We start from the raw sequence: 21809 nt of genomic DNA, 5'->3' as shown, positions 1-21809 counted from the left end.
TACAAGTCGTCTGGTATAATGTGAAAATAACACGAGAAATGAAATCGCTTGGAATTCGAGGTATAGGGGGTTGCGATCATGGCGGAGAGAACCGTGACCGTGAGTTTGCGAACAGGGCTGCAAGCGCGTCCGGCAGCTTTGTTTGTTCAAGAAGCAAATAAATTTAGCTGTGAAGTGACGTTAGAGAAAGATGGGAAATCCGTAAATGCAAAAAGCATCATGGGTGTGATGTCACTCGTGATTCCACGGGGAGCCGTGATTACTTTGCGGGCGCAGGGCAATGACGAAGATCAAGCGGTTGAGCGCTTGGCTGCGATGGTCAGCGCGGAGGAATAAGCCGCTGCTTACTAGTACTAACCCATTGTTCAATCTCATAGAGTATAGCGATGACATTGCTTAGGAGCTCGATGAGATTGGAGTTGAGAGATGTGCGTCTGCGCGCGAACCCTACGAGAGTTCAAAGACGACGTTCAAGGCGACCACAGGCGTATGTGATTTTATTGGTCGGTGCGATGGTCGTCTTTTTGCTTTGGGTGCTCATTTCTGCAAATCCTTTCCAAACAACAAATCCGTTCTTGCGTCAGACGACCATCGGGCAATCTGTATTAGGTGACTGGCGTTATGGTGGTTCAGATGCAACGGGTCAGATGAAATTTTATGATGCCTATCAATCTGTCGTTATCCCTGGAAATGCGACGACATTTGCAGCAGATGGGCAATTTGTCACAATCGACGCACATACGCCAACAACGATTACGTTTGAACCCTCTTATGAATCGGAGACGATTGGGCCTACGGTATTTTTGTGGATGTCGTTGTTTGTCGCAGCAGGAATTGTTGCTTTTCACCAAGGCAGTAAACAGCGCGGGCGACAGCGTTTTGTTGGTCGACGAAAAGGCTTGCGTTTTCGCAAATAAAACGTATGTGTAGAGATAATTATATTCAAGGTGAATATTTAATCTTCTAACTTTCATGGTGCTCGATCGATTCCCTGTGTAAGCTTCTCATAAGTCTATGGGAGGCGATTAAACGGTGGAATCTATCACTTTTTCTTGGGTTGGGACTGATCACGCTTTTTTTGAGATACTGACTAAAGTCATTTTTTATACCGGTTTTAGTAAAGGGGTTGTGAATCGGCGTTGGTCAGCATTTCGTATCGCGTTTTGTGGATTTGACATCGCGCGGGTCGCTTTTTTTGACGAGTTACAGATTGAATCGCTCTTGCGGAAAGATTCGGGTATTGTGCGTAACGCGCGCAAAGTTCAGGCTACCGTAACAAACGCTCGGATATGTATAGAATTGATCGGGCAATACGGCTCTCTTCAAAATTTTATGGCAGAGTTATCTAGAAGTTCTCCATTGTCTATGCAAATTGTATTTCGGAAAACATTTTCTTTAGTTGGTGAGAGTGCAGCACTTGCTTTGTGGAGAGAATTACAGGAAGAAAGGGGAACGATTTGATGGCGCTGTGGGATCGCGCAGCGAGTGAGCTAACGAAAATGGGATACACGCATTTTATCGTGACTCCAGGGGCTAGTTTTACCTATTTGACAGGATGGGAAACGCATTTAAGTGAACGACTTACTCTATTTGGGATGCGCTCCGATGGAAAAGCTGCGCTACTGGTACCTAAACTAGAAGCAAGTGGAGTTTCAAGTCATCAGAACATCAAGATATTCAACTATTCAGACGAAACGGGGCCGACTCAGGCCCTGCAAGCGTTTGTGTCAGAGTTAGATCTCACGGCAGAGAGTCGTGTAGGGATTGAATCGATGCAATTGCGTGTGTTTGAAGCAAATTTCCTGTTGCAACAAGGAGTAAAGCATCTGCTTGCTGCAGATGAACTCCCGATGTCTTTGCGATTGATCAAGGATGATCAGGAGATTGCACACCTCCAAAGCGCAGCTGAGATTGTCGATGCAGCGTTGACTGCAGCGTTGCCGCTTTTTCGGTTTGGAATGACGGAACTTGACGTTGCCGCAGAACTAGAGTATCAAATGCGCAAATTAGGTTCACAGGGAACGCCATTTGCAACAATCGTTGGGTCTGGACCTCGTGGAGCCTTACCGCATGGAGGACCGACAACCAAACGCATTACAGCGGGTGAACTCGTTGTGCTTGACTATGGGGCACGCTTTGCTGGCTATGCAGCGGATACGACGCGGACGCTCGCTTTTGGTGAACCAAGTGATACCGCACGCAGAGTCTATGAGATCGTGCGTACTGCCCAACAAGCAGCGATTGATGGAGTCACTGCAGGCATGACTGCTGCACAAGTCGATCGTCTGGCTCGTGAGGTGATTGAGCGGGCAGGATATGGAGAATATTTTACTCATCGCACAGGCCATGGTCTGGGTCTTGATGTTCATGAATATCCAAGTATTATGGAGGGAAATGAACTAGCGCTCACTGCGGGTATGGTTTTTACGATTGAACCAGGAATCTACTTGCCAGGGGAGTTTGGTGTTCGCATAGAAGATGACGTAGTCGTAACAGCAAAAGGGGCTCTTGTACTTACACGTTTTACAAAAGAGCTTATGGTGGTTGGAAACTAGAGCAACGAGGAGTGTAGGGAGCCGATTTGATGGAGCGAAGAGATGAATTGATTCGAATTTTGCAAGCGAGTGAAGTGCCGCTTACGGGTGCTGAACTTGCACAGCGCTTTGGGGTGACGCGGCAAGTCATCGTTCAAGACATCGCCGTTTTGCGTGCGAAAGGCTATGCGATCGTAGCGACACCGCAGGGCTATTTTCAACCCAAGGCTCATCCTCATCACCTTTCTGAGCGGGTGTTTCGCTCGATTACCATTGTGCATACGCCTGAACAGACGGAGCAGGAACTGTTGACGTTTGTCGACGCTGGGGTTGAAGTGTTAGATGTTTCGGTCGATCATCCGATTTATGGAGAATTTGTAGCGAGTCTCATGTTTGGCTCGCGCCGCGATGTGCTTCGTTTTACAAAGGCAGTAAGAGATCAGCATGCACCTCTCTTACTGAGTTTGACTGGCGGTGTGCACCGGCACACGTTGGCTGCAAAAGAAGAAGTGATGATCGATGAGGCGCTTCATGAGTTAAAACATGCAGGATTTCGCATCTTAGATGATCACTAAGTGCCCAGGAGTCCGTGTTTTGCATAGCATGGAAGCATAGTGAGGTGGCTTGCATGCGAATCCGTATGACTTTTAACATTGGTTACATTCGGTTTTCTAATATTGAGAGTGCTTCTGCAGTCAATTTTGGTCAGAGTGTTCAGGCAGATTGGGATGCGTATTCGAAGGTCAATTCAGGTTTTGGCAAGGTGACAGGCAACCAGAACTCTTTTCCTGGAGCGCGAAGTTACGTAGAGGATCCTGACGTCGTCGATTCCATTATGGCAGAAAGATACAGTGCATACCGGCCCCGTGTGCAAGGAGAGGGGCGGTAACGATGCCGCAAGGCTTTGACCCAGGTCAATCTTGGCAATCAATGACAGAGCAGTTTCGCCGTGTTTTTGGCGATGAATTTGTGCAAAATCTCATGAAATCGATCAATTTATCTGAGATGATGAATTCGGCCCCTTTTTTTTCACAGTCAACGCAAGGGGCGGGAGAGAGAATGGGTGGAATGCCTGGAGGACCTGTAGGTATGCCGGGTATGCCAGGAAGTAGGTTCCCGTTTGACCAAGGAGGACAAACGCCTGGCGCGGGTTCTTCCGCGCCTTCGACTGCACTTCCGCGCATCGATATGATTCAGACTCGTCACGAATTAATTGTCATTGCCGAATTACCAGGCGTACAGGCTGGTGATGTAAAGATTTCGGTCTTGCCAGATCGTTTGCGTTTGTCTGGGCAAATGAAAAGGCCGTACACGCCGACCGTAGATGACCAAGTTCTTTTATCAGAGTTGGCTCGAGGTGACTTTGCGCGTGAAATCCCTCTTCCTGTCCGCGTAAAAACTGAGCGCATTCGCGCAAATTATAAACAAGGGTATCTGGAAGTGCGCATGTTTAAGGAGGATGCAAGGGAATCGTGGCAAGGGCATGAGATCCCGATTCGTTTTGAGTAAGTGAAGTAGGCTGTTGGCGAATTAGTAACATAGCAAAAGAACAGCCGCAGGGCTGTCCTTGAAAAAACTTTAGGGCGCTATCTTGCCTGAATTTGAGATCGATTGTGCGTAGAGACGTGGCATGCGAAGCGTGTCGAGGGCGTCGGAATCATTTGTTTTGGCGTCTACAAGGGTGCGATTGTAATTGCCTGACGTATCGCCGAATCCGTTATTTTCCTTTTTAGTTGATGACCACTTTGCTTGAATAGTAGATCCTACAAATACCCCTGACGTTTGTACAATTGAACCGAGTTTGATCTGTCCGATATTCATCTTTACATCTGCCATATAAACCCCCCTATCTTATGTTGATCTCTTTTGTAAGCTGTGCGCCCATCTCTCATCTATATGCGAATTTTAACTAAAGTGCGAACTGGTACATGATCTGTTGCGTATAGTGGCGTCGTAAGGGGGAATTGGGCGTGGCAGTATGGGTAAATCTTGGGTCGATAAAAGTGGGCGGCATGACGAATGACAGCGGAATTTATATCGGTCAGAATATGCAAAATGGCTGGGACAGTCATGCGAAAAACAATACAGGCATTGGCGAAATTACAGGTGACTACAATTGGTTGGGTGTGTATATGGCGATTTTGTACGATCCGGATGTGATTGACGCGCCGATATTTGACAATGATATAAAATCTCCATCTCTTGCGCATATTCAAGGAGTTTAAGCGATTGTTTTACGATGCATTGGGGGGATTACAAGATGGCTGTTTGGGTGAATTGTGGAGTGATTAAAACTGCCGCACAATCGAATGATTCAGGGATTTTTTTCGGACAGAATATACAAAATGGATGGGATTCACACGCGGTGACAAAGACGGCAGCTTACTTCAATATGGGTGATTTTTCAATTGCTAGTGTAGCATTCACGTTTTTCATTGACCCAGATGTGATCGATGCCCCGATTTTTGATCAAGATGTCAAATCTCCATGGGCTCCAATGATACAAGGTGTCTGAGTATTATGATACAATAAAGTTGAGAACGAGTGTTTACATTCAAGGAGGATGTGGCGTGGCTTTTCGAAAAATTCTAGTGGCTAATCGGGGAGAAATTGCGATTCGCATTTGCCGCGCCTGTACAGAACTTGGCATTCGAACAGTGGCGATTTACGCGAAGGAAGACAGTTTGTCACTTCATCGCTATAAAGCGGATGAGGCGTATCTCATTGGAGAAGGCAAAGGGCCTATTGAGGCGTATTTGGATATCCCAGGAATTCTTGAAATTGCAAAACGTCATGACTGTGATGCAATTCATCCGGGATATGGATTTTTATCAGAGAATGCAGAATTTGCAAAAGCATGTAAGGAAAACGGGATTCAATTTATTGGTCCTTCGCCTGAGCATTTGGAGTTGTTCGGGAACAAGGTGTTTGCCAGACAAGCGGCTGAAGCGGCGGGTGTACCGATCGTTCCAGGGATCGATCACGCCATTTCGATTGAAGAAGCGCGTGCGTTTGCTCGCGATGTCGGATACCCTTTGATGCTTAAGGCAATTAGTGGCGGCGGGGGCCGAGGCATGCGAGTGGTGCAAAGTGACGAGGAATTGACAGATGCATTTGCGCGAGCGAGTTCCGAGGCACAAACCTCTTTCGGAGCTGCACAAGTATATGTGGAAAAACTAGTACAAGATCCAAAACACATTGAGGTGCAAATTTTAGGGGATCAATTGGGTCAACTCGTTCACTTATTTGAACGAGATTGCTCGATTCAGCGCCGTCATCAAAAAGTGGTTGAAGTAGCCCCTTCCCTTTTACCTGATGAGGTTCGTAAGGACATCTGTGAGACGGCGCTCACGTTGATGAAGAGTGTAGGGTATACAAATGCGGGAACGGTTGAATTTTTACTTGGGGCGGATGGCAAGTACTATTTTATTGAGGTGAATCCGCGCATTCAGGTTGAGCATACAGTTACTGAATTAATCACTGGAATTGACCTTGTGCAAGCTCAGATTCTCGTTGCACAAGGGATCCCCCTTTCGGATCCGAGAATAGGGATTCAAAGTCAAGAAGATATTTCTGTTCGGGGGTTTGCGATTCAATGTCGATTGACGACGGAAGATCCACAAAATAATTTTACACCGGATACCGGTCGCATTGTCGCCTATCGTTCGGCGACTGGCTTTGGTGTTCGTCTTGATGGTGGCAATGGTTACAGTGGGGCAAGGATTACACCGTATTACGATTCGCTTTTGGAGAAGGTGTCTGTCTGGGCTCTGACATTCTCTGGGGCGGTCGCAAAAATGCAGCGTGCATTGGCTGAATATCGTATCCGTGGGGTCAAGACGAATATTCCATTTCTTGAGAATGTCATCCATCATCCGCAATTTCAAAGTGGCGATTATACAGTCAATATGATCGAAACGCATCCAGAACTTTTCATCTTTTCAAAACGACAAAATCGCGCAAATCGACTCCTCCATTATATAGCTGAAATTACTGTAAATGGTATCGAGGGTGTAAAAGCAGGGACGAAAAAACCACTTGTTGAATTGCCGCAACTTTTGTCTTATCGACTTGACGATGCAACGCCGCGAGGCACGCGGGATGTTTTACGAGACCGTGGAGTCGATGGGTTGTTGCAGTGGATGCGCGAAGATGGACGATTGTGGTTGACAGATACAACTTTGCGCGATGCGCATCAGTCATTGCTTGCAACGCGGATGAGAACGTATGATTTACTAAAAATTTCTGACGTGATTGCTCATGAATTACCCCAGTTGTTTTCTCTCGAGATGTGGGGTGGGGCGACATTTGATACCGCGATGCGCTTTTTAAAAGAGGATCCTTGGGATCGATTGGCACAATTGCGGGAACGGATTCCGAATATCCTTTTCCAAATGTTGCTGCGCGGTGCAAATGCTGTCGGTTATCGCAATTATCCAGACAATGTAGTTACACGGTTTATTGATGAAGCAGCGGTGGCCGGTATTGATGTTTTTCGCATTTTTGACTCTTTAAATTGGTTGCCAAATATGCAACTTTCAATTGAACGCGTTCGGCAAAATGGAAAGATTGCGGAAGCTGCAATTTGCTATACGGGGGATATACTCGATCCGACGCGCACAAAATTCACTTTATCGTATTACGTGGATTTAGCGAAAGAACTTGAGCGATCAGGAGCGCAAATTCTCGCAATCAAGGATATGGCAGGATTATTGAAACCGTATGCAGCGTACCAACTGGTGAAGGCGCTCAAGGAGCACGTTGGTCTTCCCATTCATCTGCACACTCATGATACGGCATCAACGGGTGTGGCGACGATTATCAAGGCGGTTGAAGCGGGTCTAGACATCGCTGACGTGGCAGTGGGTTCAATGTCTGGACTGACTTCACAACCAAATTCTACAGCTGTTGTGGCAGCGTTTGCGAATTCTCCGCGCGATACAAAACTCGATGCGGAGAAGCTAACACTTGTGAGTAATTATTTTGGTGCTGTTCGTGGATACTACGCTCCGTTTGAAAGCGACGCCAAGGCAGGCGTACTTGATGTGTATGAACATGAGATGCCTGGCGGACAGTATACCAATTTGCAAAAACAAGCGGAATCTCTTGGGTTAGGTGATCGCTTTGACGAAGTCAAACGCGCTTATCGTGCAGTCAATGACCTGCTAGGGGATATTGTGAAAGTGACGCCATCCTCTAAAATGGTAGGAGATTTTGCGTTATTTATGGCCCAAAATCGACTGACACCAGAAGAGTTGCAACGTCGTGCGTACGATTTTGATTACCCCGCTTCTGTAGTAGATTACTTCATGGGATATATGGGCCAACCGCCCGGAGGTTTTCCCGAGTGGTTGCAAAAGGCAGTCCTCAAAGGCCGTACTCCGCTTACCGTTCGCCCGGGAGCTCTGTTGGAAGAAGTAGATTTTGACGCGCTGACTACGGAGTTAAATGCAAAAGTGCGACGCATTATTACGACACGTGATGTCAGTTCCTATGCATTGTATCCACAAGTGTTCTTAGACTTTATGCAAGCTTATGAACAGTATGGGGATTTGTCGAAACTGGATTCCGGGACATTCTTTTATGGACTTCGTCCCGGTGAACAAGTGGAAGTTGAGATTGCCAAGGGCAAGACCTTGATTATCAAATTGATTTCAGTCTCTTCGGTTCGTGCAGACGGTCATCGAATTGTGTTTTTTGAATTAAATGGACAACCTCGTGAAATCGAAGTACTCGATAAACAAGAGTCAAAAGCAATTGTTGGACAGCGTAAGGCAAATCCAGCAGACAATCGCGAAGTGGGCGCTTCGATGTCCGGAACGGTCGTTAGCATCATGGTAGAAGAAGGCGATCAAGTAACGGAAGGACAATTTTTAGCAGTCACAGAAGCGATGAAAATGGAGATGCAGGTACAGGCGCCGCGCAGTGGTCGAATCAAAGAAATTGCAGTGAAGGTCGGGGATCCTGTACAAGCTGGCGATCTACTTATGCGTTTTGAGTAGAAGTTTATGCGAGGATTAGGAGTACAAATAACAAACAAGAGGTGCAAGGAGAATTCCTGCACCTCTTGTTTGAATACATTCGAGTGTTGATTTGATTGTCAAGCCACGGTGGACTCGTCTTGAAGTTTGACTTTCAGCTCTTTTAGATCCTTTGTCTCAAATCCAGAGGCAACTCCCCAGTAATAACAGACCAGTGATACGATTGCGATGACTACGATATCCATTGGGAAGGAGAGAGCACCCGTTCCGCCGAAGTTTTTATCTCCAAAATAAGAGATGATTAAAAGGGCGGCGATGTATACGACTAACCAAGTACCCTGAACTAGATCTTTCGTTGTAAAACCACTTACTTTAAAGAACCCAGCATAAATCAAGAGTCCGATGATGATAGCAAACAGCGCATATTTATCAGTATTCCATCCTGACCAATACACGATCAAGCCAGACATAATAAATGCAATCGGCGCTACGATTGGCATGCTCTTTAGATAGACGGGACGCGGCAGATCAGGTGCAGTTTTGCGAAACGTCGCTGCAGAAATCGGGCCGATCAGATAGCTGAACACTCCAGTGACGGAGATAAATCCGATAATGTGCGACCAACCTTGAGATGGGAATAGGGTGATAATTCCAACAATCATGTTGACGAGCATGGCGTTAGCAGGGACACCAGATTTGTTGAGCTTCGCAAGCCAAGCCCACATGTAACGATTCTCCGCCATCGCAAATAGTCCTCTTCCTGTGGAAGCCGTATAGACAAGTCCAGTCCCGCTTGGAGAGAGCCACCCGTCAATTTTAAGCAACATGGCTAACCAGCCTAGATTCATCGTAATCGCTAGGCGCACCCAAGGATTGTCGAAGCTCACGTTTCCCCAGCCTTTTGCTAAATCTGCAGTTGGAACTCCAGCAACAAAAGCTGCTTGCAATCCAGCATAAACCACAATACCGATGAGGATGGATAAAACGACTGCGCGGGGAACATCGCGCGAAGCATTTTTTGCTTCCCCAGCAAGCTCAATGGCTTGTCTAAACCCAAGAAAGGAAAAAACAATACCGGAAGTGCCGATAGCGAGAAAGACATTGGAAAATCCATTGCTAGCAAAACCCTGGGAAGTATAGTTGCTAAAGTGATGTGCGCCAAAAAGGAAAATCAGGGCTGTACCAAGCGGCACAATAAATTTAAACCAAGTCAAGGCAGTGTTTGCGCGAGCAAACCATTTTACTCCATAGTAGTTGATTAAGAAAAATACGAGGATCAACAAGGCAGATAACAAGAGACCTACCGGAGTGAGAAGACTTGTCGATGAATTGTATAGTCCAGGAATATATGCATTCGCAAGCTGAATCACTGCTTCAGCTTCCGCAGGAGCAACTGTGACCCAGGTTAGCCAACCCGCCCATGCCATGATAAAACTTACAAAACTTCCGTGTGAATATTGCGGATATCGCACGGCAGCCCCAGCTTCTGGGATCATGGCACCAAGTTCGGTATAAACAAGACCTAACAATAAAATCGCAATGCCGCCAATGATCCAGGAAATGATAGCCGCGGGACCGGCGATTTGAGTTGCCGTTTGGGAAGCTAAGATCCAGCCCGACCCAATAATGCCTCCAACAGAGGCGAATGTTAAGTCAACTAACGTCAACTCTTTTTTCATTCCAGGAATTTTCATGTAGAACCTCCTCTATTATCAAAAGATCTAGAATACAGTGACGATACACAGGCGCAGTGCCGAGTAAGATGTTCAACATTTAAAATTCTTTAACTTCTACTTCACACAGAAGCTGTATACATCAAGTAAAATGACGTTACTACGAAGTGATTTTACAATGCTTGGCCTACTTCAGAGGCAATTTAGAAATAACAGTAAATAGAATGAATTAAATATTCATTCAACTCGGTTTCGATTAGTTTGCACCTCCTCACTAAAATGGAACTGTACGGAATGAATCAATGCATCAATCCTTGAAACTTTCAGATTGTTGAGCATAGTCTTCAATTCGGTACAATGGTCATAATAGCATAGAAATCTTTTCGTGTGTTGAATAATTGTGAGGAAACTTATCGGGAATTTGTGATCACCTCGACATCTTGCAAGAATATCGCTATACTTTGAGACAGTGTGTGAGTCCGCATCGGGTCAAGCAAAATATTTGGTCAGTTGGCCAGCTGCGTATGAGCAGTTGGTTTTTTTGTACGCAGCCAAAGGTTGTCATTTTGTCATTTGGAGGTGTACTGACTAGAGGAAGGAGACATCTTATGCACCTAGTTATCGGTGGGGCACGCAGTGGTAAAACGGCTTATGCAGAGCGAGTAGCTTTAGCGACTGCAGAGCGGCTACAAGTTCCAGTTACATATATCGCCACGGGCATCGCACTCGATGCAGAAATGGAAGCGCGCATCGCAAGGCATCAGGAGGCGCGAGCTCGCGAATTTTTGCTTTGTGAATTTCCAAGGCATCTGCATGAGAACTTAGCTGCATTAGATGAACGAGAGCATGGCGTCTTGCTTATTGACTGTCTCTCGACGTATTTAGGTACCCTTAGTTATGATTTGGGTGACACGAGTAGCGAGGCAATGTTATTTGATGCGGGAATGCAACTAATCGAAGAGATTAAGCGGTACCCATTTCCTGTAGTTGTCGTTACAACTGAGGTGGGCATGGGAATTGTTCCATTATATGAAAGTGCTCGTGTTTATCGGGATGCATTAGGCCGTGTCAACGCGCATTTTGCTGAAATGGCAACAGATGTAACTTGGTTGATGTCTGGAATTGCACTTGCCTTAAAGCGCAATGGAGATTTGTCGCCATGCTGTGAAATATGGCCTATGCCGCGGTGATCTTATGTTAAATCGCGCGTATGTCCAAGCAAAGGCATTTATTTTAGCCATTCAATTTTTATCGCGATTTCCCGTTCCAAGCCTTCGCGACGTGGAACCAGCGGATGTCGATCGCAGTTATGCCTATTTTCCCGTTGTAGGTGTGATGCTTGGCGGGGCGTATGCACTTCTCGCTGTTGTCGCACATATCTTTTTTTCCTCTTCATTGTTGGTGGCAACTCTCGTCGTTGGATCGCAACTGTATCTGACGGGGGGGCTACATATCGATGGATTAATGGATACGGCTGATGGTCTGTTAAGCTATCGTTCAAAAGAGGACGTTTTAGCGATTATGAAAGATAGTCGCGTGGGTGCGATGGGCGTGATGGCGTTTGGCGTTGATTTACTGTTGCGCATCGCGGTTTATCAATCGTTGCCACTGCTGCTGTTTGTTTCATTACTCTTTGTCACACCGTTTTTTTCGCGCTCTGTGTTGTTGTTGCTCCTGCGTTTTACGCGTCCTGCACGGACTGATGGGCTTGGTGCGCGAGCGATGCAAAAGACAAGAGGGAGTATCATCTTTACAACAAATGGGATAGCTGTGCTTGTTGTTGTCGGATTGTTAGGGAAAACCGGATTGCTCGGTGTGCTTCTCGGGGCACTTGTCCTGCTGCGTTTTATTCGGACTTGTGATCGCCGCATTGGCGGTATGACAGGGGATACATTTGGCGCTGCAATAGAATTACTTGAAGTTTTATTGGCGCTTGCAACTGCAAGTCGGCCGTTTTGAGGTGAAAAATGACGACACAGGTCATTTGGATTCGACATGCACAAACGCTTGCAAACCAAGAGCAAAGATATCTTGGACATGCAGATTCGCCACTCACAGAGGTTGGGCTTCAGCAAGAGCAGCGTTTATTAAAAGCGTTGCATAGGGAACGGATTGTTGCAGTTTATGGTAGTGATTTGCCCCGTGTGGCAAAATTTGCGGCGTGCATTGCAGCTGACCATCAGTCGCGCGTGACGTTTGTTCCGGAATTGCGAGAAATGGATTTTGGGGTATTTGAGGGCATGCGGTATCCAGATATAATGGAAAATTTCCCTGATGAAGCGACAGCGTTTTATGGAGATTTGTTACATAATCGACCTCCTAAGGGGGAATCAGGCTTGGACGTTTTGCGTCGCGTGCGCCACTTCTATTACATGCTTGTTAAGGAGATTCAGGAGGAACCTTTGGGAACGCGTGTTGTCGTAAGTCATGGTGGGCCTTTGCGCCTCTTGTTTGCCGACTTGCAATTCGGCGATCCTTTGCGTCACTTTGATTTTGGTATTGCTCATGGGATGGGGGTGCGCAGTTCTGTATCTGTCACTGGACGTTTAACCATACTGTCCACATTCGGGATGCAATAGAACATGATGGAGTGGATTCATTCACTGGAGGGATTTTATTGTGAGCAGTCCATATCGGCGTTTAGTTGATCGCGCGCTAAACCGCATTTCTCGCCTTGATGATAAGGCAATGGAAGCAGCGGCCAAGCGTTTAGATTCCCTCACGAAACCAAAAGGTAGTTTAGGCCAATTCGAAACCTGGTTGATTCAAGCAGCTGGCATTCAGGGCACGCCAATCGCGCGCTTTGATCAGGCGCATGTCGTCATTATGGCGGGTGATCACGGGGTGGTAGAAGAGGGCGTATCGGCTTATCCAGCGGACGTTACAGCTCAGATGGTCATGAATTTTTTGCGTGGGCAGGCAGCTGTTAACGCACTTGCGCGCCAAGCACAGGCACAGGTGCATGTTGTGGATATTGGTGTCAAGGGAACAATCGATCACCCCTTCTTAATTCACAAAAAAGTTCGTGCAGGCACAAGGAATTTTTGCCATGAACAGGCACTTACAACTGAAGAAGTATGGCAGGCGTTAGCCATAGGAGTGGAAGTTGGTGAGGCGGTTGCTATAGGCGGGGAGCGCGTCATCGCTTTAGGTGAAATGGGAATTGGCAACACGGCTGTGAGTTCCGCGCTTTTGTGTGCCTTTTCTGGAGTGGAAGTCGCAGATGTCGTCGGTAGAGGAACGGGGATTGATGATACGGCACTCGCACGCAAGATATCCGTGATTGCGCGTGCATTGGATTTGCATCAACCAAAGGCGCAAGAACCTTTAGATGTGCTCTGTAAGCTTGGCGGGTTAGAAATTATCGGACTTGCGGGGGTAGCTCTAGGTGCGGCTGCGAATCGTGCGGTCATTTTGGCCGATGGTCTGATCAGTACGGTCGCTGTACTCATCGCAGCAAAATTTGAGCCGCGCGTCAGTCAGTATGTGATTGCTGCGCATCGCTCGCCTGAACCTGGACATGCGCTTGCGCTGCGTCTGCTCGGATTGCGTCCAGTTCTTGATCTTGGTATGCGCCTTGGAGAAGCATCAGGGGCAGTGACTGCGCTTTTAACGCTGCAGGGTGCTGCACGGGCGATGAAAGAAATGGCTACATTTGAAGAAGCAAGTGTGGCGACAGAGCGTTTTGATTCCCATCTAGCAAGTGCGATCTCGGCAAAACATGTGCACAATGTTGAGGAGCAGCGTGATGATGGAATGACTTTGCCCGGGAAATCATCAAGTTTTTCACAAGAAGAACCAGGGCTGCAATACACAGAAGAGGAGTTGTTTTTTTCCGAAGCAGAACGAGCAGCTGTTTATAAAGCAATCTATCTGCGTCGCGATATCCGACGCTTTGTGCCCAAAGAACTTCCTGAGGATGCGTTGTTGCGCATTTTGAATGCAGGCCATCACGGGCCTTCAGTAGGCTTTATGCAACCGTGGAATTTTATTGTGATTCGCGATCACAAACTCAAACAACAGTTGCGCAATGTAGTAGAACGAGAACGAATTGCAGCTTCGCTGCATTTTCCAGATCGAAAACGCGACGAGTATTTGCGCCTAAAAGTGGAAGGGATTTTGGAAGCCCCGCTAACGATATGTGTAACGAATGATCCGACTCGGGGTGGGAGTCATGTGTTGGGACGCAATTCGATTCCTGAGACAGATCTATTTTCCGTGTCTTGCGCGATTGAAAATATGTGGCTTGCGGCACGCGCTGAAAATATTGCACTCGGGTGGGTGAGCATTTATCAGAAACCAGATATTCAGGAGATCCTGCGCATTCCACCGCATGTGACGCCAGTGGGATTATTAACGCTTGGCTACACAGATGAATGGCCGCAACAGCCCATCTTAAAAACGTCAGGGTGGCGTGAGCGAGTCCCATTTACAGAGGTGCTCTATCAGAATCAGTGGGGAAATCGCGGGTAACAGATGCAGCTTTATTTAGTCAGCGGCTCTCCTTGTGGCGCGATGGTGACTGCTTGCCGGCCCATTTGAATCCAACTTTCCCGAAAAGCAGCCATCGGAACAGACTGAAAAGAGTCAGTTAAGGGGTTGTTGATAAACACCTGTGTATCGTTATACCCCACGAGTAGTACTGCATGTTCAAAAAGTGTGGTGTGAATAGGTCCGGATGGGCTGTTCCATGTCACAAAGTTTGTCACGGGCGCCAAGTAAATTGTGGTCCACGCAATGACTGGGCGTCCGCTTTTTACGACTTGCAATAGTGTATCCCAGTTCGTACCCGTTAAATCAAGTGCTTGATGAGGCTCATAGCGTGCTAACAAGAGCGCAATGGGATGATGGAAAACACCAAACCCGGGTTTGCGTCCCGTGATGCTTCCAACAAATCCGTCATTTGGGTCCCCCCAACTTGCAATATGTCCATTCTGATTGATGACAAGCGGCGTGGGATCGCGCGCAATCTGCTTTGCAAGAGTTGTACTGCTTACTGAAATATGTTCATATTGGAGTAACATAGCGAGACTCGTGACTTCACAGCCGTTTTCAAGCTGAGGTAATTGTCCAAGGATCGGTGCGTGTAGAAGGATATTGTGTTTTATGGATGGGCTTTTGGGTGCTGTTTGGAGCAGTAGTTGTCGTGCCTTTGTACGGGCGTATACCGGGTTTGCAACGATGTGATCACTTTTTGAAGGCAGTGGAGCAATCAATAGGAACAGACTGCTTAAAATTGCGACTGCAATTTGAATTCGAACATAGTGTTTTAACCAATGGAACATGCCGCTTGGGCAAGTATGGACAGACCTTGCCCACCATTCCCCTCCATAAAAAACCAGAATTTTTATAGGGTCTATTTTACACGAGTTGACTCGTTGCGCAAAGATTTATGCGGTTTTGTTCGTCATCCACTTTTAAATCTGTTGCGCAATCGCTCAATTGAAGAGGTAGAGCCCATCAAGTGAACGACGTCAAACTGCTCAAGTATTGTATGTCCGCGTGGAATGATCTTTTCTTCCCCTCTTTCAATAGAGATAAAGAGTACATCGTGTGGCAACAAAAGTCTTCGCATCGGAGTGTGGCTAAGGCGCGGGGATAGGATCTCAATTTGGTCGATAATCCACCCTTCTGGTAGAAAATCGGCTGGTAGCGAGGCATTGTTTTTCGGATGTTTGATACGCGTTTGTGTTCCGACAAGTCGCGTAAAGACTCCAGGTGAGATGAGACAGGTGATAATTGAAAGTAAGATGAGGCCGTTGGCAAGTCCAGCAGGAAGGACGCCGATTTGTTGACCTAGCTTACTTGCTACAATGGTCAAGCTCAATTGTGAGCCGAGCAAAAAACCGGCAGCTGTGCGTTGCTTTGGGGTAAATCCTTTCATCCACCAGAGTGTCGCAACCATTTTATTGGCATACATACCGATAAAGACGATTGCGAGACTTAACCAGAAATAGAGGTTTCCAATCAAAGAAGACAGGTTAAAGGTTAGTCCGACGTTGACAAAAAAGATGGGTAGAAAAAAACCATAGCCAATAGAGTTTAGCTTTTGCGTGAGTTCCGAGTGTTTTTCCGATAGTAAGCTGATGATGGCGCCAGCCAAAAAAGCTCCGACGACAACTTGAGTACCGAGTAATTGTGCGAGTGCGAGAAAGACCAGGATAAGGGCAAATGAACCACGCAAACCAAGCTCACTCGTTGCATTTTCGACTACTGAAAACATCCGAACGCCTTTGACCGCTTTCAAAATGCGGTAGACCGCGACGAAAATGAACAGCAGGACAAGGACAAGTAAGACGCTTGCGGCATTTCCAGAAGTGTGCCAAGTGGTATAGGCTGCAACAAAAATAAGTGTCATAATGTCAGCAAGTAAAGCGTAAACGAGAATTTCTTGACCGTATGGGACAAGCAACCAACCTTTTTCCTTTAATGCGGGGGTTACAATCCCAATTGAGGTTGTGCTCAAGATAAATGTGAGAAAGAGTGGATGCTGAACAAGATGTGCCCCGTACAAGCTATAGGCAATGACTCCGGATGCGGCCATGGCTGTTATGAAAAATAAGATGCCCTTGAGCCAAGGGGGGCGTTCATTGCGATTTCCACGCTGCAAAATGAGATCAAAGTCGATCTCTAGGCCGGATAAGAACATGAGATATGAGAAGGCGAGATTAGAAAGAAAGTTCACATAGGTGGTAGTTTGCGTTAGGTGAAATCCACTTGGACCAACGAGAATTCCCAGCAAAATCTCTACGACAATGGCTGGGACGAGGCCGCGTGTCAAACGATACGACGCCCAAGGGGAGAGAAATGCGATAACAGTGACAAATAGCAGTGAATAATAAGTATTGTACAAGTTGTCCACTCCTTACACTGTGAATCGCGATTCGCAGTGAGCTTGTTCTATCATGTTACTATGAGCATATGGATAAGACCACCATGTATTTGGCTCCACAGTTTTCCGATTTATTGTATCGAAATTCGCTTTGCGATATGTGACTGTAGCGTAGGAGTGCAAGAAAGTGGTTGCAAGATTTGGCGTTCCGGTGACAATCTGCCCTGAAACTTTGCACAACTATGAGACCTCTATTACAATGTTAACGTCGCCAGCAGTAGAGGGAGGATAGGCATGGATAAAAAGGGGAAGGCAGCAACCAAACGCTCCGCTTCAAGATCAGAAGCTAGAAGGTCGCAAAAGCGTGTGCCGGGATGGGTAAAGTTTGCTTGGATCGGCAGCTTTAGCGCGCTTGTATTCGCAGCGTTGGTTGTAGGCTTTGTCTGGTTTTTTGCTACGCCAAGGGTCAATCTGGCGCAACTGGATCAGTCGAGTACGCCGACAGAAGTGTTCGATCGCTATGGACAGCTTGCATTTAAGATTCAACCAGCGGGTATTTTGCAAGTTCCACTAAAGGAGATCCCGCTTAATTTGCAACAGGCACTCATCGCGACGGAAGATGCAGGCTTTTACCATAATTTTGGATTTAGTATCAAAGGCTATTTTCGGGCTGCCCTGCACGATCTTTTGCATATGGATACGGGACAGGGAGCGAGTACAATTACACAGCAGTTGGCGAAGTTTGTGTATCTCAATGACAACAAAACGATTGGATATAAGTTGGAAGAATTGCTGCTCGCTATTCAAATCTCCCGCGAGTACAGTAAAAATCAAATTCTCGACATGTATTTTAACCATGTGTACTTTGGCAATGGGGCGACAGGGATTGCGCAAGCAGCTTATACCTACTTCAGTTTAAAGCCCAATCAGATGGATCGTATGACCTTGCCCCAATCTGCTTTGTTAGCGGGCTTGCCGCAAGCGCCATCACTTTATGATCCGCTTGTAAATCCTAAACTTGCGCTGCAGCGGCGCAATGAAGTGTTACAGCGGATGGAAGAGCAACATTATATCTCGTATGCAAAGATGGTCCAAGCGCAAAAGGCGCCATTGGAATTGCATCCGAGTACGAATAATTTGTCCGGAATTCCACCGCAGTATGATTATTATCGGGACTTTTTATATCAGGAATTAAATCAATTGCATTTAAGCACACAAATGCTCTCGCAAGGCGGAGTGAAAATCTATACGTCACTCGATCCGCAGTTACAGATGGCGACGTATAACGTGATTAACGATCCCGCCTATTATCCCACGCCTCTCTCGACAGCCACAGAAGAAATCCAAGGCGCGGCGACGTTTATTGATCCTCATACAGGGGGGATCATGGCAATGGTCGGGGGGCGGCAAAATCAGTACACCTATCGTGGATTCAATTACGCAGTCGCTACACAGCGCTCTCCTGGTTCTGCAATGAAACCACTTGTGGTCTACGGGCCAGCGCTTCAAACGGGTCAATGGAATGCCGGGTCTGCATTAAAAGATGGGAAAAATAATCAATTAACGTTTGGCAGTTACACGGTAAGTGACTGGGAACCACATCCTACTGCAAATGGCTATGTGACTCTGCGCTGGGCTCTTGCAGAGTCGTGGAATGCACCTGCTGTGTGGTTGCTCGATAAAATCGGCATTCAAACGGGGATTGATTTTGCCGAGAAAGCTGGAATTAATCTATCGAATCCAGCCAATCAGAACTTGACGATTGCTCTTGGGAACATTCATCCAGGAATTTCACCCTTAACACTTGCGGATGCCTATTGTCCATTTGACAATAATGGCGTGCGAATGCCTGCACACGCAATAGATCGCATTGTAAACTCGCAAGGTCAAGTGATTTATCAGTATCAGCCTCAGCCAGTGACTGTGATGTCGCCGTCAACAGCGATGCAGATGGTCGCTCTTTTGCGCAACAACGTCGTGAATGGGATCGTTGCTGGAGCAGCGGCACCTGGACATGAAGTTGCAGGGAAAACAGGATCAGTCGCTTATACGAACACATCACATACGGATAGTGACTTGTGGGTTGCGGCTTTCACACCAAACGTCGTTGGCGCTGTGTGGGAGGGTTACCCAGACACGTCGTTGGCGAATAGTTTGCCGCAGTGGTCTAGTGGTTATCCACCGCGCGTGTTTTCTGCGATCATTAGTCAAGGATTGCCGCCAACAGGTGCTTCATTTGGGGTTGCGCCGGCTGCAGGGCCTGATTTTCCTGGCGTGGTTCCTGAAAGTAAAACTGCGAAATCCGGGAATAAAGGAAAGAACACAACTGGGACGACACCAAACAGTTCGCAAAGTGGTACGTCTTCTACTCCTGCACCCAATCCAAATGCTCCTACAACGTCAACCACGGGGGCTGGCTCCAGTCAAGGGAATGGCGGCACACTGACTGTCACAATTCCTGGAACGAGTCAGACGAGCCCAGGTACTTCAACTGGCAGCGGGACAACAACGAATCCGCCTACCAGTACGCAAGGTTCGGGAACGGGGACACCAGCTGGAACTGGGGGGGCAAGCAGTAGTCCGCCAGCAAGTTCTACGCCAAGTGGAAGCAACGGTCCACCTCCAGGTCTTGGTAGCAGCCAAGGGCAGGATCGTGGGGGTTCTGGCACATCCCCTAGTACAAATACTACGGGTACGACGACTAGTACAGGTTAGCAGAATCGGATCACGTAAAGAGGGAGTCGCTTCATGTACGAGAAGCGACTCCCTCTTTACGTGATTTGCGATTAGACGCGAAGGTAAGCGGATATTGCTGTATCGTCCATGACTTGTCCTACATAGAATGATCCAAACTCTCCATAACGAGCACTTACTTCATCAAAGCGCATTTCGTACACGAGTTTCTTAAACGTGAGTGGATCTGCTGAATAAAGGGTTACTCCCCACTCCCAATCGTCTAATCCCATGGAACCAGTGATAATCTGAGTGACTTTTCCAGCGTATTTGCGCCCAATCATGCCGTGACTGCGCATCAACTGCACACGCTGCTCCATCTTTAACATATACCAATTCTCATCGCCCATGCGACGCTTGTTCATTGGATAAAAGCAAATGTAATCGGCCATTGCGCCTATCTCCGGATGCAATCGTGGCAGTAACTCGGGATCTTGTTCTGGCGCAAGGTCTGGTTTAGATAAATAGTTACTAAGTTCGACAATCGAAAGATAAGAATAAGGTTTGCTCATAAACTGTGCAAAGCGTGTTTTGTCAAGGCCAACTTCCATATCTATTGCATCGGGGAGAGTCGGTACAAAATGGACAAACAGTAAATCTGCTTTGTGGCCCGCTATTTTGTAGACGCCAAATCCACTCGTCCTCGCTTGATCGCGGGTTCGTAAGGTCTTTGTATAGTCAAACAGGTCTAGTAAAGCTGCTTCACGCTCTTGTGGAGTTGCCGCTTTCCATGCAGCCCAGTTCATCGTACGAAAATCGTGCAGTGCATACCAACCTTCAATCGTAAGTGTAGGTTCAGCCATTGTAGTATCTCTCCTTTGGGGCAACGACCTTGCGGTCTGTACAAACTAAACTAAGCGTACCGCATGGGCAGGGGAGAATCAATGCAAAGCGCACGGTGAAAGATGACAAATTGCGGCATGTGTCCGTTGAATTTTGTCGGAAATTGGCGAAACATGCATTGACTCTCCAAAATTCTTGTGCTACTGTTCAGATAGATTACGCACTTTTTATAGGCGGTTCGGGTATTTTACATAGATTTTTAGAAGGCGAGGATTGTGCATGCCGATCGCGTTAGACTCTGCAACTTCAGGGATGAACGCATTTCAACAAATGATGGATGTAATTGGGAATAATATTGCCAACGTAAACACCGTAGGGTATAAATCTGCGTCAACAACATTTGAAGATCTTCTTAGTCAAACTTTGAATGGCGGGTCAGCTGGAAATGGAACAAGCGGTATTGGGGGTACGAATCCAGTACAAGTCGGCTTGGGTACACAGGTAGCTGCAATTACGTCAAATTTTGCAGAGGGATCGCTGCAAAATACGGGGGGTCCTAGTGATCTTGCCATAAATGGCAGCGGATTTTTTATTGTCAGTCCAAGTACCAATGGAGGACAATTATATTATACGCGGGCTGGCTCATTTCACGTAGATTCCAACGGATATTTAGTAAATCCTAATGGGTATTATCTGATGGGTGTTGCAGAACCGTCTGGTACGACCCCACCCAGCCAACCAGCACCGTCGTCCACAGTGCCAACTTTAACAGCAGTCAATGTATTTGAACCTGGGGCAACGGGAACAGTTGGAAATTATACGATTGCTCCAAATGGTCTTGTTACAGTAAACAACTCGACGGCAGGGGGAAGTAATAACTACTATTATCTCCCACTCGTCACGGTTCCTAATGAAGAGGGTCTAGTGAAGGCGGGAGGTAGTTTGTATTTATCTTCGTCAGCGAGTACTGCTGGTGGCGCACCACAGTATGGATACGGTGCAACGGGGATTTATGGGAGTATTCAGCAAGGTGCGCTTGAAGGATCGAACGTGAATTTAACCAAAGAGATGAGTAATATGATCGTGGCACAAACAGGCTATGAGTCTAACTCAAAAGTAATTAACACAGAAAATCAGATGGATCAATTTATGTTGCAGCAGGTATAGTTATTTGATTGCAGGTTAGAGGCATGCTCTTTTTGTTGTACGCCCGGCATGGGCGGAATCTTTAGGGTGTAAGTCCCGAACGGGGGTTGGCGACAAACCTACCGTT

Annotated in this window: 21 protein-coding genes; 16 read left to right on the top strand and 5 right to left on the bottom strand. The window is 46.9% G+C overall.

All coding sequences use genetic code 11. From position 1 onward, the window contains the following. Positions 1 to 78: 78 nt before the first annotated feature. The 7 genes from BM613_RS07480 to BM613_RS07450 all read left to right on the top strand — a co-directional run bounded on the left by BM613_RS07480 (position 79) and on the right by BM613_RS07450 (position 4043). Positions 79 to 336, top strand: coding sequence for an HPr family phosphocarrier protein (locus tag BM613_RS07480; protein ID WP_109430553.1), 258 nt, complete (start codon positions 79 to 81; stop codon positions 334 to 336). Between the two features lie 77 nt (positions 337 to 413). After that, positions 414 to 917 carry a hypothetical protein gene (locus BM613_RS07475; protein ID WP_109430552.1) on the top strand — a complete coding sequence of 168 codons (504 nt, stop codon included), beginning with the start codon at positions 414 to 416 and terminating at the stop codon, positions 915 to 917. A gap of 115 nt (positions 918 to 1032) precedes the next feature. Further along, entirely contained in the window at positions 1033 to 1461 is a 429-nt protein-coding gene (locus BM613_RS07470) for a DNA-3-methyladenine glycosylase I (RefSeq protein ID WP_109430551.1), read from the top strand. Next, positions 1461 to 2555, top strand: coding sequence for a M24 family metallopeptidase (locus BM613_RS07465; RefSeq protein WP_109430550.1), 1095 nt, complete (start codon positions 1461 to 1463; stop codon positions 2553 to 2555). The genes BM613_RS07470 and BM613_RS07465 overlap by 1 nt, the downstream gene beginning before the upstream one ends. Before the next feature lie 29 nt (positions 2556 to 2584). Beyond that, entirely contained in the window at positions 2585 to 3109 is a 525-nt protein-coding gene (locus BM613_RS07460; RefSeq protein ID WP_109430549.1) for a transcription repressor NadR, read from the top strand. 65 nt (positions 3110 to 3174) lie between these two features. After that, on the top strand, positions 3175 to 3423 hold the full coding sequence (locus BM613_RS07455) for a hypothetical protein (protein WP_181362957.1): 249 nt from the start codon (positions 3175 to 3177) through the stop codon (positions 3421 to 3423). A 2-nt stretch (positions 3424 to 3425) separates the two neighbouring features. Beyond that, positions 3426 to 4043, top strand: coding sequence for an Hsp20/alpha crystallin family protein (locus tag BM613_RS07450; protein WP_109430547.1), 618 nt, complete (start codon positions 3426 to 3428; stop codon positions 4041 to 4043). 69 nt (positions 4044 to 4112) lie between these two features. Here BM613_RS07450 and BM613_RS07445 read toward each other — a convergent pair whose 3' ends face one another. Next, positions 4113 to 4370 (bottom strand): hypothetical protein, encoded by a 258-nt coding sequence (locus tag BM613_RS07445; RefSeq protein ID WP_109430546.1) that lies wholly within the window; start codon positions 4368 to 4370, stop codon positions 4113 to 4115. 134 nt (positions 4371 to 4504) lie between these two features. On the opposite strand from BM613_RS07445, the gene BM613_RS07440 reads away from it, so the two are divergent. From BM613_RS07440 to BM613_RS07430, 3 genes are read left to right on the top strand one after another with little or no spacing between them, the layout of a single operon-like run. Beyond that, positions 4505 to 4759 carry a spore germination protein gene (locus BM613_RS07440; protein ID WP_109430545.1) on the top strand — a complete coding sequence of 85 codons (255 nt, stop codon included), beginning with the start codon at positions 4505 to 4507 and terminating at the stop codon, positions 4757 to 4759. A 35-nt stretch (positions 4760 to 4794) separates the two neighbouring features. Further along, positions 4795 to 5049 carry a hypothetical protein gene (locus BM613_RS07435; RefSeq protein WP_109430544.1) on the top strand — a complete coding sequence of 85 codons (255 nt, stop codon included), beginning with the start codon at positions 4795 to 4797 and terminating at the stop codon, positions 5047 to 5049. A 55-nt stretch (positions 5050 to 5104) separates the two neighbouring features. Then, positions 5105 to 8536, top strand: coding sequence for a pyruvate carboxylase (locus tag BM613_RS07430; protein ID WP_109430543.1), 3432 nt, complete (start codon positions 5105 to 5107; stop codon positions 8534 to 8536). A 98-nt stretch (positions 8537 to 8634) separates the two neighbouring features. On the opposite strand, the gene BM613_RS07425 is transcribed toward BM613_RS07430, so the two are convergent. Next, positions 8635 to 10209: an APC family permease gene (locus tag BM613_RS07425; protein ID WP_109430542.1), complete on the bottom strand. Its 1575-nt coding sequence runs from the start codon at positions 10207 to 10209 to the stop codon at positions 8635 to 8637. A gap of 587 nt (positions 10210 to 10796) precedes the next feature. On the opposite strand from BM613_RS07425, the gene BM613_RS07420 reads away from it, so the two are divergent. Genes BM613_RS07420 through cobT form a run of 4 tightly spaced genes read left to right on the top strand, consistent with a single transcriptional unit; the run spans position 10797 to position 14661 of the window. Beyond that, positions 10797 to 11378, top strand: coding sequence for a bifunctional adenosylcobinamide kinase/adenosylcobinamide-phosphate guanylyltransferase (locus BM613_RS07420; protein ID WP_181362956.1), 582 nt, complete (start codon positions 10797 to 10799; stop codon positions 11376 to 11378). A 4-nt stretch (positions 11379 to 11382) separates the two neighbouring features. Beyond that, positions 11383 to 12147, top strand: coding sequence for an adenosylcobinamide-GDP ribazoletransferase (gene cobS, locus BM613_RS07415; protein WP_181362955.1), 765 nt, complete (start codon positions 11383 to 11385; stop codon positions 12145 to 12147). Positions 12148 to 12155: 8 nt separating this feature from the next. Continuing rightward, a complete protein-coding gene (locus tag BM613_RS07410; RefSeq protein ID WP_109430539.1) occupies positions 12156 to 12767 on the top strand; it encodes a histidine phosphatase family protein in 612 nt (203 codons plus the stop codon). Between the two features lie 40 nt (positions 12768 to 12807). Then, the gene (gene cobT / locus BM613_RS15735) at positions 12808 to 14661 is read left to right on the top strand and encodes a nicotinate-nucleotide--dimethylbenzimidazole phosphoribosyltransferase (protein WP_342767159.1); all 1854 of its coding nucleotides are present in this window, start codon (positions 12808 to 12810) and stop codon (positions 14659 to 14661) included. An 11-nt stretch (positions 14662 to 14672) separates the two neighbouring features. On the opposite strand, the gene BM613_RS07395 is transcribed toward cobT, so the two are convergent. Beyond that, the gene (locus tag BM613_RS07395) at positions 14673 to 15473 is read right to left on the bottom strand and encodes a C39 family peptidase (RefSeq protein WP_109430538.1); all 801 of its coding nucleotides are present in this window, start codon (positions 15471 to 15473) and stop codon (positions 14673 to 14675) included. Positions 15474 to 15595: 122 nt separating this feature from the next. Then, positions 15596 to 17041: a cation:proton antiporter gene (locus BM613_RS07390; RefSeq protein ID WP_181362954.1), complete on the bottom strand. Its 1446-nt coding sequence runs from the start codon at positions 17039 to 17041 to the stop codon at positions 15596 to 15598. Positions 17042 to 17314: 273 nt separating this feature from the next. Between BM613_RS07390 and BM613_RS07385 the strand changes: the two genes are divergently transcribed. Continuing rightward, entirely contained in the window at positions 17315 to 19735 is a 2421-nt protein-coding gene (locus tag BM613_RS07385; RefSeq protein ID WP_109430536.1) for a transglycosylase domain-containing protein, read from the top strand. Between the two features lie 71 nt (positions 19736 to 19806). Here the strand turns inward: BM613_RS07385 and hemQ are convergent, their stop codons facing one another. Next, positions 19807 to 20556 carry a hydrogen peroxide-dependent heme synthase gene (hemQ, locus tag BM613_RS07380; RefSeq protein WP_109430535.1) on the bottom strand — a complete coding sequence of 250 codons (750 nt, stop codon included), beginning with the start codon at positions 20554 to 20556 and terminating at the stop codon, positions 19807 to 19809. A gap of 259 nt (positions 20557 to 20815) precedes the next feature. Between hemQ and BM613_RS07375 the strand changes: the two genes are divergently transcribed. Next, positions 20816 to 21703, top strand: a complete 888-nt coding sequence (locus tag BM613_RS07375; protein ID WP_109430534.1) for a flagellar hook-basal body protein — start codon at positions 20816 to 20818, stop codon at positions 21701 to 21703. The last annotated feature ends 106 nt before the right edge of the window (positions 21704 to 21809 follow it).

The sequence above is a fragment of the Sulfoacidibacillus thermotolerans genome (assembly GCF_003144315.1).
GTDB lineage: Bacteria > Bacillota > Bacilli > Alicyclobacillales > SLC66 > Sulfoacidibacillus > Sulfoacidibacillus thermotolerans.
This window is presented reverse-complemented; position numbering and strand designations above follow the sequence as displayed.

What these genes read in the sequence shown, in the direction of transcription:
- BM613_RS07480 (WP_109430553.1), top strand. Translation starts at nt 79, where the DNA reads ATGGCGGAGAGAACCGTGACCGTGAGTTTGCGAACAGGGCTGCAAGCG.
- BM613_RS07465 (WP_109430550.1), top strand. Translation starts at nt 1,461, where the DNA reads ATGGCGCTGTGGGATCGCGCAGCGAGTGAGCTAACGAAAATGGGATAC.
- BM613_RS07460 (WP_109430549.1), top strand. Translation starts at nt 2,585, where the DNA reads ATGGAGCGAAGAGATGAATTGATTCGAATTTTGCAAGCGAGTGAAGTG.
- BM613_RS07455 (WP_181362957.1), top strand. Translation starts at nt 3,175, where the DNA reads ATGACTTTTAACATTGGTTACATTCGGTTTTCTAATATTGAGAGTGCT.
- BM613_RS07450 (WP_109430547.1), top strand. Translation starts at nt 3,426, where the DNA reads ATGCCGCAAGGCTTTGACCCAGGTCAATCTTGGCAATCAATGACAGAG.
- BM613_RS07445 (WP_109430546.1), bottom strand. Translation starts at nt 4,370, where the DNA reads ATGGCAGATGTAAAGATGAATATCGGACAGATCAAACTCGGTTCAATT.
- BM613_RS07435 (WP_109430544.1), top strand. Translation starts at nt 4,795, where the DNA reads ATGGCTGTTTGGGTGAATTGTGGAGTGATTAAAACTGCCGCACAATCG.
- BM613_RS07425 (WP_109430542.1), bottom strand. Translation starts at nt 10,209, where the DNA reads ATGAAAATTCCTGGAATGAAAAAAGAGTTGACGTTAGTTGACTTAACA.
- BM613_RS07420 (WP_181362956.1), top strand. Translation starts at nt 10,797, where the DNA reads ATGCACCTAGTTATCGGTGGGGCACGCAGTGGTAAAACGGCTTATGCA.
- cobS (WP_181362955.1), top strand. Translation starts at nt 11,383, where the DNA reads ATGTTAAATCGCGCGTATGTCCAAGCAAAGGCATTTATTTTAGCCATT.
- BM613_RS07410 (WP_109430539.1), top strand. Translation starts at nt 12,156, where the DNA reads ATGACGACACAGGTCATTTGGATTCGACATGCACAAACGCTTGCAAAC.
- BM613_RS07395 (WP_109430538.1), bottom strand. Translation starts at nt 15,473, where the DNA reads ATGTTCCATTGGTTAAAACACTATGTTCGAATTCAAATTGCAGTCGCA.
- BM613_RS07385 (WP_109430536.1), top strand. Translation starts at nt 17,315, where the DNA reads ATGGATAAAAAGGGGAAGGCAGCAACCAAACGCTCCGCTTCAAGATCA.
- hemQ (WP_109430535.1), bottom strand. Translation starts at nt 20,556, where the DNA reads ATGGCTGAACCTACACTTACGATTGAAGGTTGGTATGCACTGCACGAT.
- BM613_RS07375 (WP_109430534.1), top strand. Translation starts at nt 20,816, where the DNA reads ATGCCGATCGCGTTAGACTCTGCAACTTCAGGGATGAACGCATTTCAA.